At 58.9% G+C, this 15,930-nt stretch carries 13 protein-coding genes; 11 read left to right on the top strand and 2 right to left on the bottom strand.

Annotated elements, in window-relative coordinates; translation table 11 throughout:
- Window positions 1-15 precede the first annotated feature (15 nt).
- From ACF0H7_RS26190 to ACF0H7_RS26175, 4 genes are all read left to right on the top strand, one after another.
- Entirely contained in the window at window positions 16-780 is a 765-nt protein-coding gene (locus tag ACF0H7_RS26190; RefSeq protein WP_397454026.1) for a class II aldolase/adducin family protein, read from the top strand.
- Window positions 780-1,745 carry an alpha/beta fold hydrolase gene (locus tag ACF0H7_RS26185; protein WP_397449734.1) on the top strand — a complete coding sequence of 322 codons (966 nt, stop codon included), beginning with the start codon at window positions 780-782 and terminating at the stop codon, window positions 1,743-1,745. Before ACF0H7_RS26190 ends, ACF0H7_RS26185 begins: the two co-directional genes overlap by 1 nt.
- A 138-nt stretch (window positions 1,746-1,883) precedes the next feature.
- Window positions 1,884-2,795 carry an SDR family oxidoreductase gene (locus tag ACF0H7_RS26180; protein ID WP_397449733.1) on the top strand — a complete coding sequence of 304 codons (912 nt, stop codon included), beginning with the start codon at window positions 1,884-1,886 and terminating at the stop codon, window positions 2,793-2,795.
- A 186-nt stretch (window positions 2,796-2,981) separates the two neighbouring features.
- Entirely contained in the window at window positions 2,982-3,506 is a 525-nt protein-coding gene (locus ACF0H7_RS26175) for a hypothetical protein (protein WP_397449732.1), read from the top strand.
- 66 nt (window positions 3,507-3,572) lie between these two features.
- Here the strand turns inward: ACF0H7_RS26175 and ACF0H7_RS26170 are convergent, their stop codons facing one another.
- Window positions 3,573-3,983, bottom strand: coding sequence for a hypothetical protein (locus tag ACF0H7_RS26170; RefSeq protein ID WP_397449731.1), 411 nt, complete (start codon window positions 3,981-3,983; stop codon window positions 3,573-3,575).
- A gap of 736 nt (window positions 3,984-4,719) precedes the next feature.
- On the opposite strand from ACF0H7_RS26170, the gene ACF0H7_RS26165 reads away from it, so the two are divergent.
- The 3 genes from ACF0H7_RS26165 to ACF0H7_RS26155 all read left to right on the top strand — a co-directional run bounded on the left by ACF0H7_RS26165 (window position 4,720) and on the right by ACF0H7_RS26155 (window position 10,658).
- A complete protein-coding gene (locus ACF0H7_RS26165) occupies window positions 4,720-6,531 on the top strand; it encodes a DUF1302 domain-containing protein (protein ID WP_397449730.1) in 1,812 nt (603 codons plus the stop codon).
- Window positions 6,532-6,553: 22 nt separating this feature from the next.
- The gene (locus tag ACF0H7_RS26160) at window positions 6,554-7,924 is read left to right on the top strand and encodes a DUF1329 domain-containing protein (RefSeq protein WP_397454025.1); all 1,371 of its coding nucleotides are present in this window, start codon (window positions 6,554-6,556) and stop codon (window positions 7,922-7,924) included.
- 160 nt (window positions 7,925-8,084) lie between these two features.
- Window positions 8,085-10,658 carry a LuxR C-terminal-related transcriptional regulator gene (locus ACF0H7_RS26155; RefSeq protein ID WP_397449729.1) on the top strand — a complete coding sequence of 858 codons (2,574 nt, stop codon included), beginning with the start codon at window positions 8,085-8,087 and terminating at the stop codon, window positions 10,656-10,658.
- A gap of 22 nt (window positions 10,659-10,680) precedes the next feature.
- Here ACF0H7_RS26155 and ACF0H7_RS26150 read toward each other — a convergent pair whose 3' ends face one another.
- Window positions 10,681-11,484 (bottom strand): SirB1 family protein, encoded by an 804-nt coding sequence (locus tag ACF0H7_RS26150; RefSeq protein ID WP_397449728.1) that lies wholly within the window; start codon window positions 11,482-11,484, stop codon window positions 10,681-10,683.
- 237 nt (window positions 11,485-11,721) lie between these two features.
- Here ACF0H7_RS26150 and ACF0H7_RS26145 point away from each other — a divergent pair, with 237 nt between their 5' ends.
- From ACF0H7_RS26145 to ACF0H7_RS26130, 4 genes are all read left to right on the top strand, one after another.
- Complete coding sequence (locus tag ACF0H7_RS26145) at window positions 11,722-12,744, top strand: Leu/Phe/Val dehydrogenase (RefSeq protein WP_397449727.1); 1,023 nt, start codon at window positions 11,722-11,724, stop codon at window positions 12,742-12,744.
- An 84-nt stretch (window positions 12,745-12,828) separates the two neighbouring features.
- Entirely contained in the window at window positions 12,829-13,929 is a 1,101-nt protein-coding gene (gene pdhA, locus ACF0H7_RS26140) for a pyruvate dehydrogenase (acetyl-transferring) E1 component subunit alpha (protein WP_397449726.1), read from the top strand.
- On the top strand, window positions 13,919-14,905 hold the full coding sequence (locus tag ACF0H7_RS26135) for an alpha-ketoacid dehydrogenase subunit beta (protein WP_397449725.1): 987 nt from the start codon (window positions 13,919-13,921) through the stop codon (window positions 14,903-14,905). The genes pdhA and ACF0H7_RS26135 overlap by 11 nt, the downstream gene beginning before the upstream one ends.
- Before the next feature lie 12 nt (window positions 14,906-14,917).
- Complete coding sequence (locus ACF0H7_RS26130; RefSeq protein ID WP_397449724.1) at window positions 14,918-15,928, top strand: dihydrolipoamide acetyltransferase family protein; 1,011 nt, start codon at window positions 14,918-14,920, stop codon at window positions 15,926-15,928.
- Window positions 15,929-15,930: the final 2 nt, after the last annotated feature.

Here is a 15,930-nt window from a genome sequence, read left to right as displayed (position 1 = left end):
AATGTCGCTCAAGTAGTGCCCTCCCGAAATGTGAAGGATCAAGTCAGTGCCGCGGAATGGCAGGCCAGGGTCGATCTGGCGGCGTGCTATCGGTTGGTGGCCATGCACGGTTGGGATGACCTGATCTTCACCCATATATCTGCCAAGGTGCCCGGCACCGAAGACTTCCTGATCAATCCGTTTGGATTGATGTTCCACGAAATCACCGCGTCGAGTCTGGTCAAGGTCGATCAGGCCGGGCACAAGCTGATGGACAGCGCCTACGAGATCAACCCGGCTGGATACACCATCCACAGTGCAGTGCATGAAGTTCGTCATGATGTGATGTGCGTGCTGCACACCCATACCGCCGCTGGCGTGGCGGTCTCAGCGCAGAAGCAAGGCATTCTGCCGATCAGCCAACAGTCGATTTTTGTCCTGTCGAGCCTGGCCTACCATCCGTATGAAGGTGTCGCCCTCAACCATGAAGAGAAGGCGCGCTTGCAGGCGGATCTGGGCGATAACAGCTTCCTGATGCTCAACAATCACGGGCTGCTGACCTGTTCCAGCAGCATTGCCGATGCGTTCCTGATGATGTTCACCTTCCAGCGTGCCTGTGAGATTCAAGTGTTGGCGCAAAACGGCGGCGCTGAACTGATCCCGATTGGCGGGCAGATCCTGGCCGGTGCCAAGGCCATGGTTGCCGGGGTGACCAAAAGCACGCAGGGCATGGGCGGGGCACTGGCGTGGCCGGCACTGCTGCGCAAGCTTGATAAACAAGACCCGAGTTACAAAGAATAATGAACCTGGCAGAGATCCCTCTGTGCGTCTGGCGCACCCGTGGACAGGATTTTTCCTTCCGTGGTCACGCCATCCGCTACTGGGCCGCAGGGCAGGGCGAGCCATTGCTGTTGATTCATGGCTTCCCTACCGCTGGCTGGGATTGGCATTACCTATGGCAACCTTTGATCCAACATTACAAAGTCATTGTCTGCGACATGTTGGGTTTCGGCGACTCGGATAAACCGGCCGGTCATCATTACAGCCTGCTGGAGCAGGCGGATTTACAGCAGGCGTTGCTCGCGCACCTCGACGTCTCTGAGCCGGTGCACGTGTTGGCCCATGACTACGGCGACAGCGTGGCCCAGGAGCTGTTGGCCCGACATTGCGACGGCACTTTCCGCATGGGCAGTTGCGTGTTTCTCAATGGGGGATTGTTTCCTGAGGCGCATCGGCCGCTGGCGATCCAGAAGCTGCTGCTCAGCCCGCTGGGGGGATTGCTCGGGCGCATGTTCAGTCGCGAAGCGTTGGTCAAAAGCTTCAGGCACATCTTTGGCCCTGAGACCGGCCCCAGTGAAAGTGAGCTGGATGATTTTTGGAGCCTGGTCGACACCAACCATGGCCCGCGGATCATGCATCGGCTGATCCACTACATCCCCGACCGCATCGAGCAACGGGAGCGGTGGGTGACGGCCATGCAGAGCGGCCAGGTGGCCATGCGTTTGATCTGTGGCGCAGTCGACCCGATTTCGGGCCAGCACGTGGTCGAACGGTATCGGGAACTGATCGCCGATGCGGACACGGTGTTGCTGCAGGGGATCGGTCACTACCCGCAAATTGAGGCGCCCGCGCTGGTCCTGCGTAACTACCTGGCCTTTCGCGCCGGTTTGGGAGCGTCCAACATCAGTCGCGCCATCATCGAGCACGTGCCGAGCGTGATGAGTTGCCCACACGCGGCGGGCTTGCTGTCCTCCAATAACGTGTAGGTCGCTTCGGCAGCGAGGGTAGGACTCCGGTCCCATCCCGCTGCCTTATCGCGCACTATTCAGCACTGACTGTATTGATTGTGACTGCGGGTCGACTCATCGACACTGAATGCATTGTCCATTTTGTCGGAGCTGTCCATGAGTGAGCCTGTGCGTTTTGAAGATAAAGTCGTGATCGTGACAGGCGCCGGCGGTGGCTTGGGACGCGCCCATGCGTTGCTGTTCGCTAAACATGGCGCACGGGTGGTGGTCAACGATTTGGGTGGCTCGACCCATGGCGAAGGCGCCAACGCGTCGGCGGCGGACCGTGTGGTCGCCGAGATTCGCGAAGCCGGCGGGACGGCGGTGGCCAACCACGATTCGGTCACCGATGGCGACAAGATCGTACAAAACGCCCTGGACGCCTTCGGCCGTATCGATGTCGTGGTCAATAACGCCGGTATCCTGCGTGACAAAACCTTCGCCAAGATGGAAGACGCCGACTGGGACCTGGTATACCGCGTCCACGTCGAAGGTGCCTACAAGGTTACCCGCGCGGCCTGGTCGCACATGCGCGAGCAGAACTTCGGGCGGGTGATCTTCACCGCCTCGACGTCCGGAATTTACGGTAACTTCGGCCAGTCCAACTACGGCATGGCCAAGTTGGGGCTTTACGGCCTGACACGCACCCTGGCGCTGGAAGGGCGCAAGAACAACATTTTCGTCAACGCCATTGCACCGACTGGCGGCACCCGCATGACCGAAGGCCTGATCCCGGCGCAAGTGTTCGACATGCTCAAACCCGAACTGATCAGCCCGTTGGTGGTGTTCCTCGGCAGTGAACAGTGCCAGGAGACCTCTGGATTGTTTGAAGTCGGCGGCGGATGGGTCGGTAAAACCCGCTGGGAACGCAGCATCGGTGCCGGTTTCGATCCGCGTGCCGGCTTCAGCCCTGAAGACGTTGCGGCCAACTGGCAGACGATCTGCGACTTCGAAGGCGCGTCCCATCCCCAAGACACCATCGAAGCCTTGAAAGAGATGATGCAGAACTTGCAGAAATACAGCGCCTGAGACTAACCGCGCTGCGGATGACGGGGCCGATCAGGTAACGCTGATCGGCCCCGTTGTTTTTGTAGGTTTAATATTGGGGTGTTTGTAGGACACTTCTCTTTATTTTGTTTGTGCCGGGTTTACCGTCAAGCTCGCTGAATACCTTCCGATATGACGTGAATAGCAACGTTATGGGTGGGGGTGGATATGTGGGAGAATTTTGATGTCGTTCGAGATCGGCTGAGCAGCTATAAGGTCTATCCAGAGGCTAAGTACAAGACCGTCAGGGGGCTTCCGATGCAGGAGCAGAACCTCGAGCAGAAGGTCAGGCAATACTGGGCGGATAAAAGCATCTCCAATGCGGAAAAACTAAAAGGGTTTGATTTGGATTTGTCCAAATTCGATCCTCGAAACACTAATAATATGGAATTGCGGAAGATCAGCAATGCTTTGGAAAGCTTGGGTATCGTTGATCAGTCCACGGGGGGCTGGTTTGGCGGGGCTAATCTCGAATTCAATAGCCTGGGTAACGAGATAAATAAGTATAAAAAAGTTGATTTGATCGAATATTTTGATGGTCATCTTGAGTTCTATAAGCGCGAGTTATCCTCTGGCTATTCAATCGTTAAAGATGCGCAAACCAGCTTGTATACGGCTATCAGCGTACTTCAGGCATTGAAAGAATATGCGCTTGAAGTGCGTGCGAATTCGTTGGTTGATACGACTGCTTAAGCAAGGACCTAAACCTGAGTTGAAGCCGTTCGGCTTCAACTCAGATTTCCTTATTTTAACCGGAGGTTAAAGTGGGACTGAGTATGTTCCCTGGTAGCGTACAGGCAAGGGGTTGGCTTTGTTGTTGAAGATAATGCGGAATGTGCCCGCACCAAATTGTTCGGAAGGACTGTATAGGTTAGAGCGAATTTCCCTCCAGGTTCCACCATCCAACCGCTCCACAATCAACGGCAACCAAAGGCCACCGACGGCCTTCACTGTGAATTTGTGGTATGAGTTGGCACACTTGCCGCTGTACGGTCCATACACAACTTTATACTCACCTGCCGCAGCAACGGTCGGGTAAATAGTCCCATTGTGCAGGAAGCACATCTGACTGATCGGCGTCCATGGACCCTGTCTCGGCTCGGCAGTCGTCATCGCCGAAAATGAAATCAACCCCAACGCCAGTATCAAGGCACCTGTTTTTTTGTTCATGGTGAATCTCCTTTGGATGGTTCAGGCAAAAATGCCTGCTCGCCAAGCCGACTCAACACGCTGTTGAATTTCGACTTGGCAATCCATGTTTAATCACACTGTTTCGTAGGATTGTTTGCCATTTTGATGTCGGAAAATTCCGAAAGTGTAAGTGTTCGGTAAATGACCAGTACGAAATATACTGCTGTGATAGGCGGAATTTAAACGCGCACGGATTAAATTACACGCATAAAAAAGGCCGCTGTACTGACAGCGGCCAAAAGGACGTTAGATCCGGGAGCTTCAAAATCACAACGTCGTAAAACCAGGCGAGCGAATCACACTGGGCCGCGAGCAGGCGAGGCCGCAGGTAGGCAATGAGGGAATAAGTCATATTAATGACGTCGGCGTTTTATTGGTTCTGGCCACAGTCAATGAATGCCGGACCAGAATAAAGAAATTATCACTTTTGAAATAGAGCTGTTTGCGACATTGACTGTTACATCCCCGGCAATAGTTATTGTTTTTGTGGTCTCCGTCCCTCGAATGGGTGCACAGAGGATCGGCGCACCCCGCTGAAGTTCAATCCATCCACCTCATCATCGATCATCCACGCCGTCGATGATGTCGCGTAGAAGCCGTGCCAGATGGGGGATTCACTCTTTCGAGGTACAAGGTAAATACCTCCTTGGTGCGCTTATCGCTCCTGATGCCGGTGAGTAGGGTGACCGCTTCTGCAACCAATGGGGGAAGACGCATGACAACAACAATAATGCGCGCCATCTTCAAGCCTAAGGCGCTGGCTGTTGCCATCGCGTTGGGCTGCGCGGCACAGGCGCAAGCTGTTTCATTCAACATCGGCGAAGTCGAAGGGCAATTCGACTCCTCGCTGTCGCTGGGTGCTAGCTTTTCCACGCAGAGCCCTAGTCAGGGACTGATCAGCGTTGCGAGCGGTGGACATGGGCAAGCGGCCACGGGCGATGACAACCGTTTGAACTTCCAGAAGGGCGATGCCTTCTCGGAGATTTTCAAGGGGGTCCACGACCTGCAACTGAAGTGGGGAGACAGCGGTCTGTTCGTGCGTGGCAAGTACTGGTATGACGCCGCGCTGCAGAACCGCGACCTGGACTTCAAGGATGTCAGTAATGATGGCCGCAAAGAAGCCGCCAAGTCCTCGGGCTACCAACTGCTCGACGCCTTCGTTTACCACAACTACAACATCGCTGACCTGCCAGGCACTTTCCGTTTGGGTAATCAGGTCGTCAGTTGGGGTGAAAGTACCTTCATCGGTAACTCGATCAACTCGATCAACCCCATCGACGTCTCCGCTTTCCGTCGTCCAGGCTCCGAGATCAAGGAAGGCCTGATCCCGGTCCCCATGCTGTTCGCCTCCCAAAGTGTGACCGACAAACTCAGCGTCGAAGGTTTCTACCAGTTGCGCTGGCGAGAAACGGTCGTCGACAACTGCGGCACCTTCTTCGGTAACGACGTAGTCGCTGAAGGCTGTAACAACAATTACACCGTCGGCAGCCCGGCCATTGCGCCGCTGGCACCGATTGCCGCTGCGTTTGGACAAGGCATCACGGTTACCCCTGAAGGTGTGGTCGTTCCCCGTGGTAGCGCCCGTGATCCAAAGAACACCGGACAATACGGTATCGCCTTGCGCTGGTTGGGTGACGATACTGAATACGGTGCGTACTTCGAAAACCTGCACAGCCGTTTGCCGGTCCTGAGCACCAAAACCGCTGGCCTGCAGACCCTCAGCGCATTGCCGGGAATTACTCGCACGGCTAATGCTGCTGCCGGTGGTGGTGCTGCTGGTGCGGCCGCAGCCTCAGGCCTGGCCCAGAGCGTGATGCTCGGTAACGGCCAGTACTACCTGGAGTATCCAGAGGACGTGAAGTTGTACGGTCTGAGCTTCGCCACCACCCTGCCTGAAGGCACGGCGTGGGCGGGTGAAATCAGCTACCGGCCGAATGCGCCTGTGCAGCTCAACACCACTGACTTGACGTTGGCATTGCTCAACCCGATCGCAGGCGGCACTGCTTCGCCAATCGCGTCGGCACCCGGTCAGGACAACAAAGGCTACAGACGTAAAGAAATTACCCAGGTCCAAACGACCCTGACGCACTTCTTCGACCAGGTACTCGGCGCAGAACGTCTGACCATTGTCGGTGAAGCCGCAGTGGTCTACGTCGGCGGTCTGGAATCGCACAGCGAGCTGCGCTACGGTCGTGACTCGGTGTACGGTGCATACGGTTTCCAGGGTGACACCGGCGGTTTCGTCAGCGCGACCTCCTACGGTTACCGTGCTCGGGCGATCCTCGATTACGCCAACGTGTTTGCCGGGATCAACCTCAAGCCAAGCCTGTCCTGGTCGCAAGACCTGAAGGGTTACGGTCCTAACGGTTTGTTCAACCAAGGCGCCAAAGCGCTCAGCGCTGGCCTCGATGCCGACTACCGCAACACCTACACTGCGAGCCTGAGCTACACCAGCTTCTGGGGTGGCCATTACAACACTTTGATTGATCGTGACTTCGCTTCGTTAAGCGTTGGCGTGAACTTCTGATCGGCTTGATAAGGGCATGACTATGCGCAAGATGATCCTGCAATGTGGCTTCATGGCACTCAGCCTGCTGGCCACCAACGTAATGGCGGCGGTGTCGGCAGATGAAGCCGCGAAACTGGGTACTAGCCTGACCCCGATGGGCGCCGAAAAAGCGGGCAACGCAGACGGTTCGATTCCTGCGTACACCGGCGGTATTGCGGTCAACGCTGGCACGGTCGATAGCAAGGGTTTCCTGTCGGATCCGTTCGCCAACGAAAAACCACTGTTCACCATCAACGCGGCCAACGCTGCGCAGTACAAGGATAAATTGTCGGCTGGCCAGATAGCGATGCTCCAGCGCTATCCAGAGACCTACCACATTCCGGTCTACCCGACTCACCGCACCATGGCCCTGCCACAAAAGGTCTATGACGCCGTCAAGCGTGGCGCAACGGCGATTACCACGATCAACGACGGTAACGGTTTGTCCGCTAACTTCACCGATACCCGTTATTACGCCTTCCCGATTCCGAAAAACGGTGTCGAGGTGCTGTGGAACCACATCACCCGTTACCACGGCGGTAGCGTCCACCGCACCATCACCCAGGTAACACCGCAAACCAACGGTGCGTTTGACCCGGTGACCTTCGAAGAAGACATCGGTGCACCTGATGACATCCCGGATCTGGACAAGGCGGCCGGTGCGAACATCCTGACGTTCTTCAAACAGGAAGTGACCAAGCCTGCACGTCTGGCCGGTAACGTACTGCTGGTGCACGAAACCCTCGACCAGGTGAAGGAGCCGCGTCAGGCGTGGATCTATAACGCCGGTCAGCGTCGCGTGCGTCGTGCGCCGCAAGTGGCGTATGACGGTCCGGGTACCGCTGCCGACGGTCTGCGGACTTCCGACAACTTCGACATGTTCTCCGGCGCGCCTGATCGTTACGACTGGAAACTGATCGGCAAGAAAGAAATGTACATCCCGTACAACAGCTACAAACTGGATCAGCCGACCCTCAAGTACAGCGACGTGGTCAAGGCCGGGCATATCAACCAAGACCTGACCCGTTATGAACTGCACCGGGTCTGGGAAGTGGAAGGTACGCTCAAGCCTAACGAACGTCACATTTACGCCAAACGCCATATGTACATCGACGAGGACAGCTGGCAGATCGCACTGGTCGATCATTACGATGGTCGCGGTGCATTGTGGCGCGTCGCCGAAGGTCACGCCGAGTACTTCTACAACAAGCAGGCCGCGGCTTACACCCTGGAAGCGCTGTATGACTTGAACGCCGGCCGCTACATCGCGCTGGGCATGAAGAACGAAGAGAAACACAGCTACCAGTTCGATCAAAAGTTCCACGTGGCCGATTTCACGCCTAACGCCTTGCGTAACGCCGGTATCCGCTAAGCCTTTACCACGCACCTTTGAGCAACACCCGAAGCCACTCACCGCTATGTGAGTGGCTTTTTTTATGGCGTATGATCACTGCGCTGAATATTCCTACATGAAGGGATGACGAACGGCTTAGTGTGAGCCCGCGGGTGAGAATAAAAAAAGGGACCTTCCCATGACTGCTTTTACCGTTCATTTGGGACGCCCGGATTTGTGGCCCCGACTATCTCCTCAACACTTGATGCGTAACCGACTGACCGTGCCATTGTTGGCGTCTGGTGCTCGGGTCAGGTTGCTGTGCGCGCCATCAGGCAGCGGCAAGAGTGAATTGCTTGGGGAGTGCGTGCGCCAGGCGCCCCAAGACAGCCTCGTGGCCTGGTTACCGTTGGCTGGAGCCTTGCTCACGCCCGCCGAGTTGTGCGCCAAACTGGCCGCTGCGCTGGGCCTTGAGCACACCGATGAATCCAGTGTCCTGAGCCAGTTGGCACAGTGGAAGAGCCATTGCTGGATCGTTCTGGACGACTACTGCCGCGTCTATTCGCCCGCGCTGGATCAGTGTCTCGACCGTTTTCTGGCGACCAGCAGCCCGGCCGTCACCTGGTGGATCAGCGGGCGTCGGCGTCCGTTGTGCAACTGGCCGCGTTTGCTGCTCAGCGGTGAGTTATACGAGCGAGAAGGGTCGGCGCTGGCTTTTAACCTGACGGAAATCGAGCAGTTGCTGGCCAATGAGCCCAGCCCCTGGCCTGGCGACGCGGGCGCGGCGATTTTTGCGCAAAGTGCCGGTTGGTGCGTGGGCGTGCGCGTGGCGCTGCTCAACCGTGATGACTGGGGCACCACCGAAGACGTCAGTCGGTCTTCTTTCACGCGACAGCCGCTTGCCCGGCAACACCGGGTCACCACGCTGATCGACTACCTGGAACACGAGCTCTTTGCCGGCCTGACGCCCGAGTTGGCCGAGGCTTGGCGTGTCCTCGCGCATTTGCCACGTTTCAACTCGAGTCTCTGCGAGCATCTGTTTGGCGCCGGCGAAGGGGGCAAATGGCTCAAGACCCTGCTGGACATGGGTAGTTTTATCGAGCCCTGGGAGCACGACAGCGAGTGGTTGCAGGTGTTTCCACCTTTGGCGGCGTGCATGCGTGACGAAGATTGGCCCGAGCGTCGATCATGGCATCGGCGTGCCTGTCAGTGGTTCAGCATCGAGGGCGATTGGCAGTCGGCGGTCGACCATGCGGTGCAGGCCGAGCAGTATGAAATCGCAATCAGCCTGTTGCAGCACTTCTGTTTAGAGCACCTGCTCCAGGGCCAAAACGTGGCGCTGGTGTTGGACCTGCAGGAGCGTTTTCCGGACCTGATGTGCGGCACCCCGCACCTGATCAGCCTGGCCAGTTCGGCGTTCATCTATGCCGGTCGTTTCGATCAGGCCGCCGCTTGCCTGGAAAACATGGAGCGGTTCTCGCCACAGCCAACGGCGGCGTTGCAACGGGACTTCATCGCCCTGTGGCAGGGGCAGTTGGGCTGGCTCAATCACTTGTGGGGCAATGCCGAAGAGGCGGTCGGGCATTTGCAGGATGCGTGTAATCATCTTTCGGAGCAGGCTTGGCAATGCCGCGTTTTATGCCTGTCCGGCTTGACCCAGCAGGCGTTGTTGGTCGGTCAGTTCGACCAGGCCTTGGCGCATAACCGTACCGCGTTATGCCTGGTCCGGGGCGAGGGCGCTTTGCTGTTCGAAGCGTTGCTGGAGCTGGATCACGCGCAGCTGCTGGAACAGCGCGGCGCCTTGCAGCGCAGTGAAAGCACGCTGGAAAAAATGCACGATTTGTTGGTCGCCCAACACTTTTCAGAAGGCCCGCTGCTGGGCCGGATCGCCTTGCGTCGCGGGCGGCTGGCGATGCGCCAAGGGTTGGATGAGCAGGCGCGGCAACATTTCCGAAGCGGCCTGCAACAATGTGTGCGCAGCCGGGACAAGCTCGCGCTGTTTGGTTTTCTCGGCTTGGCGACCCTGGATGCCAACAAAGGTGACTATGCCCAGGCGTTTGTCTGGCTGCGTGATGCCGAACGGTTGATGCAGCAAAATCATGTGCCGGAATACGTCTGGCGCGGGGTGTTGCTGCAAGTCAGCAGTCAGTTCTGGCTCCAGCAGGGGCGAGCGAATCTGGTCCGCGAAGCGTTGATCCGTGTGTTGCAGCGTCTGGGCAAGGACGCCGAGAAAAACGCGCCACCGATGACCCTGGAGCTGATCCCGCGTATCACCTACTTACTGGTGTTGTCTGAGGTCTACCTGCACCTGGCGGATCAGCCGATGCAACAACTCCAGGCGTTGCAGCAACAAGCGCATCAGCGGGGCATGCACAGCCTCGAAACAGAACTGTACTTGGCCATGGCGGAAGTGGCCTTCCTGCACGCCGAGCTGCCGCTTGCCAAAGGCTATCTGGCAGAAGGCCTGACCTTGATCGGTCGCTTCAACCTGCAACAACCCTTGCGTGAATTGAGGCTGAGGCAGCCAACGTTGCTGCGAGATCTTGGGGTGGAAGCCGAATTGATCGCGTCGGCCGATAACCCGCTCAGTCTCCGCGAGCTGGAAGTGTTGCAATTGATCGCCCAGGGCAGTTCCAACCTGCAAATCGCCGAGCAGCTGTTTATCTCCCTGCACACAGTCAAAACCCATGCGCGGCGCATCCACAGCAAACTTGGGGTCGAACGGCGCACGCAGGCGGTGGCGAAAGCCAAGGCGCTGGGGTTGATGGCGTGAGGTGACGCGAGCGACTGAGGGGTCAATGGGTCACGCTGACGGGCGGCAACTGATTCAACCGCTCCGTCAAACGCAGTTGCTGAATCGGGTCATCACTCAATAACAACGCATGCTCCAGGTCGAAACGCTCGGCCTGGGGGCATTCGAGTGACTGATACAGGCTGGCGCGGGCCAGGTGGTCGCTGGTGGTTGCCTGGCCCAGTTCGACCACGCGATCGGCATCCTTCAGTGCCGCGAGATAATCGTCGTCCATCTGGTGCAGGTGCCGCAGGTTGCGCGACAGGCGTTGCAGCATCGCCAGTTCATTCGCCCGCACCATATGCTCGGACTTGAGTGGCATCTCCGGACCGAATTGCCGGGTCAGCAACTCCCGGCAGTCTTTCGGGTATAAGCGGCGCCCGCCACACGGGTCCAGCAGATGGTCGGCGCCTGGGATTCTGAGCAGGAAATGCCCCGGAAAGTTGACCCCTTCCAAGGGGATTTCCAGGCGTCTGGCCAGCTCGAGGGCAATGATCGCCAGCCCCAGTGGCTGTCCACGGCGGCGTTGCAGAATTCGATGCAATAGCGCTGATTGTGGTTTCGGCTGGCTCCAGTCGTCTTGCTGAAAGCCCAGATTGTTCAAACGACGCAACAAGGGTTGCGCCAGCTCGCTAGCGGGCAACATGGGCAGCGAGGCGCTGACTTGGCGTGTCAGGTCGTCGATGATCTCCAGACCGTGCTCCGGCAGGAACTCCGGGTCGTGTTCGCTCGATACCCACAGCGCGGCTTCCATCACTGAAGGCGGTGTGCGTTTCAGGCAAGCCAGACAAGCTTGACGTGGTGTCATCGACCTCTCCGCTGGGGCTGGCGTGGCGCTTTGAAGTGAGCTGATTATTCAATGGTGTTACCCCCGTTTTAGCCCTGGCGCATGATTTCGTCCAGTACCGTCGCGAGGGCTCTGATTTAGCGACAAGGTTATGCCTTGCGCCGGGTCGACAATCACTTGCTTATGCCTGAGTGATCAGTCGTTTTTTTTGCCAACGCCTATACTCGCTGTAGAAAATACCCCCCGGGAGCACTGCCGATGTTCGCTCTCATGCAAAGCTCGCAAGTTGAAACAATGCACTTCATCGTCGATCCGGACACGGGACTCAAAGCGCTGATCGCGATTCATAGCAGCCAGATGGGGCCCGCTCTGGGAGGCTGTCGTTACATCGCTTATGGCGACGAAGAAAGCGCCATTCAGGATGCCATTCGTCTCGCGCAAAACATGAGCTACAAAGCCGTATTGGCCGGTCTGCCGTATGGCGGCGGCAAAGCGGTGATCATGCGTCCGGCGCATGTGCCTAGCCGCGCAGCCTTGTTCGAATCCTTTGGCCGATTTATCGAAAGCCTCGATGGGCGATACATCACGGCGGTCGACAGCGGCACCTCCAGCGCCGACATGGATTGCATCGCGCAGCACACCCAGCACGTCACCAGCACCACGGAAGCGGGCGATCCGTCCTCGCATACCGCCATGGGTGTGTTCGCCGGTATCCGCACCACGGCGATGGCGCGTCTGGGCAGTGACAACCTTGAAGGCCTGCGCATCGCCATTCAAGGCATCGGCCATGTCGGTTATGCCTTGGCGGAGCAACTGCACGCGGCGGGTGCTGAACTGCTGGTCAGTGACCTCGACAGCGGCAAGGTGCAACTGGCCATGGAGCAATTCGGTGCGCACCCGATTGCCAGCGAAGCGTTGCTCAGTACCCCGTGCGACATCCTCGTACCTTGCGGGCTGGGCGCAATTCTCAACAGTAAGAGCGTTGCCCAGTTGCGCTGTGCCGCCGTGGCAGGGGCGGCCAACAACCAACTGAGTTGCCCGGAGATCGCCGACCAATTGGAAGCGCGAGGCATTCTTTATGCGCCCGATTACGTGATCAATTCCGGCGGCCTGATTTACGTCGCGTTGCAACATCAGGGTGAAACCCTCAGCACCATTACCGCGCACCTGTCGCGGATCGGCGTGCGCCTGACTGAAGTCTTTGCCCACGCCCAGGCGGAAAAGCGCTCACCCGCGCACGTCGCCGATGCCTTGGCAGAGCGTTTGTTAAGCGCCAGCTAGCAGGGTTACCCCCGTGCAACTGGCCGAGCGACCACAAGTCGCGAACCGCAACACCACGCGTACCCCGCGTGCCAGGAGTATGCGATGCCGCCTAACAAGATCGAGCTGGCGTACACCCGTTTCCTCGCCCCCGATGGCCGCCTGATTGGCGAACTCCCCGACTGGGCAGATGATTTCAACCTGCTGACTCGACTCTATCGGCAAATGGTCCTGACCCGTTTGTTCGATCAAAAAGCCGTCGCCTTGCAACGCACCGGGCGAATCGGCACTTACGCCCCGACCCTCGGCCAAGAAGCCATTGGTGTGGCCATCGGCACCCTGATGCGACCTGAAGACGTGCTGGTGCCGTATTACCGTGACACTGCGGTGCAGCTGATGCGCGGCGTGCGCATGGAAGAAATCCTCCTTTACTGGGGCGGCGACGAGCGCGGCAGCGATTACGCCGAGCCGGCCGTGGCGCAAGACTTCCCTCTGAGCGTGCCGATTGCCACCCAGGCCCTGCACGCCTGCGGTATCGCTACCGCGTTCAAGATTCGCGGAGAGCATCGAGTGGCCGTGACCACGTGCGGGGATGGTGCCACCAGCAAGGGCGATTTTCTCGAAGCGTTGAACGTGGCCGGGGCCTGGCAACTGCCGGTGGTGTTCGTGATCAACAATAACCAGTGGGCGATTTCCGTGCCGCGGCGGATTCAATGTGGCGCACCGACCTTGGCGCAAAAAGCCATCGGCGCCGGCTTTCACGGCGAGCAGGTCGATGGCAACGACATGCTCGCGGTGTACGACCGGGTGCAGATTGCCCTTGAGCGCGCGCGGATTGGTAAAGGCCCGGTGTTGCTGGAGTGCCTGAGTTATCGGCTTGGTGATCACACCACCGCCGACGACGCGACCCGCTACCGCCCCGCCGAAGAGGTCAAGCACGCCTGGCAGGAGGAGCCGGTCAAGCGCCTGCAAGCCTTTCTCGCCAGCCAGGGTGTGTGGAATGAAAGCCGCGAGCAGGCGCTGATCAGCGAATGTCAGGCGTTGGTGCAACAGGCGGTGGAGGTGTTCGAAAGCGCTGGCACCCAAGCGCCGGAATCGATCATCGACTATGTCTACGCCCGCTGGCCGGAGGCCTTGGCCGAGCAGCGCGAATGGTTGCTGGAGCGAGTCGCTCGCCACGCCCGGAGCGCTGACCATGAATCCTGACAAAATTACCCTGCTCGAAGCGGTCAATCTGGCGCTGCACCGGGCCATGGCCGAGGACGAAAACGTGGTCATCCTCGGCGAGGACGTCGGGGTCAATGGCGGGGTGTTTCGCGCCACTCAAGGTTTGCGCGACAGCTTCGGTTTCAAGCGCGTGATCGATTCGCCGCTGGCTGAAACCATGCTCGGCGGGCTGGCGGTGGGCATGGCGGCGCAAGGCCTGAAGCCGGTGCTGGAAATCCAGTTCATGGGCTTTATCTACGCCGCCATGGAACACCTGGTGTCCCACGCCAGCCGCTTGCGTAACCGGACTCGCGGTCGCCTGAGCTGCCCGCTGGTGTTGCGCACACCGATGGGTGCCGGGATTCGCGCACCGGAGCATCACAGCGAAAGTACTGAAGCGATGTTTGCGCAGATTCCTGGTGTGCGGGTGATTATCCCGTCGTCGCCGGCGAGGGCCTATGGTTTGTTGTTAGCCGCCATCGACGATCCCGACCCGGTGCTGTTCCTCGAGCCGACGCGGCTGTATCGCATGAACCCGCAGACAGTGGTCGACGATGGCCAGCGCCTGCCGCTGGACAGTTGTTTCACCTTGCGCGAAGGCAGTGACATCACCCTGATCAGTTGGGGCGCCAGTGTGTTGGAGACGCGCCAGGCGGCCGACGTGCTGGAGGCGCGGGGTATCTCGGCGGAGGTGATCGACGTTGCCTGCGTCAAGCCGCTGGATCTCGATACGCTGGAAGCCTCGGTGCGCAAAACCGGCCGCTGCGTGATCGTCCACGAAGCTCCGCGCTCGTGTGGCGTAGGTGCAGAAATCGCCGCCAGTGTGTATGAGCGGGCGTTTCTTGATTTGCAGGCGCCGATCCAGCGCGTCACAGCCCCCGATATTCCGCCACCGCTCTATCGCCTGGAACATCTGTATATCCCTGGCGTAGAAGACATCCTCCATGCCTGCGACATTACCCTGAAGTTCGCCTGAGGAGAGCACGCCATGAAGTACTTCAAGCTGCCGGACTTGGGCGAGGGATTACAGGAAGCCGAGATCGTCCAGTGGCACGTCAAGGCTGGGCAGGCGGTCAAGGCCGATCAATTGCTGGTGTCGGTGGAAACCGCCAAGGCCATCGTCGATATCCCCGCGCCTTACGATGGTGTGGTGGCGAAAACCTACGGTGCTGACGGCGATATCCTGCATGTCGGTGAGCCGTTGATGGCGTACGAAGGCGAGGGCGATGCCGGTACGGTGGTGGGTCGGCTCGAAGGGGGCGGCAGCTCTCAGGACGATCATTTTTTCGTTGGCGCAGCCCCGTCGACCCGCGAACACATGGCGACTCGCGCCCCTCGTGTCACCCAGCAATTGCCGCCTTTTGCGGGCGACAAGCTGCGCGGTGTGCGGCGCAGCATGGCACTGAACATGTCCCGTTCCCATGCCGAGGTGGTGCCAGTCACGATCTTCGCCGATGCCGATTTGCACGGCTGGGGGCTGGCCCGGGATCCGTTGATTCGCCTCGGCAAAGCCATCGCGGCGGCCTGCGCGGTGGAGCCGGTGCTGAACAGTTGGTTCGACGGAAAAAGCCTGTCGATCAAACACCATGCACAGCTCAATCTGGGGATTGCGGTCGACACGCCGGAGGGGCTGTTCGTGCCGGTGCTGCGTGATGTCGGCAACCGCACGGCGGCGGACTTAAGGGACGGGTTGAGCCGGTTGCGTCACGATGTGCAGGCTCGCTCGATTCCCCCCGGCGAAATGATGGGCGCGACGATTACCTTGTCCAACTTCGGCATGATCTTCGGCCGCTACGCCAGCCCCGTGGTCGTTCCGCCGCAGGTGGCGATCATCGGCGCAGGCATGATTCGCGACGAGCCGGTGGCAGTCGATGGGCAGGTGATGGTGCGCCCGATACTGCCGCTGTCGCTGACCTTCGATCACCGAGCGGTCACGGGAGGCGAGGCGGCGCGGTTTTTCAAGGCGTTGGTGATGGCGTTGCAAACGTCGGAGGAGTAAGA

This window comes from Pseudomonas sp. NA-150 (assembly GCF_044336365.1).
GTDB lineage: Bacteria > Pseudomonadota > Gammaproteobacteria > Pseudomonadales > Pseudomonadaceae > Aquipseudomonas.
Note: the sequence above shows the minus strand (reverse complement) of the source record. Positions and strands in the feature narration are given on the sequence as shown.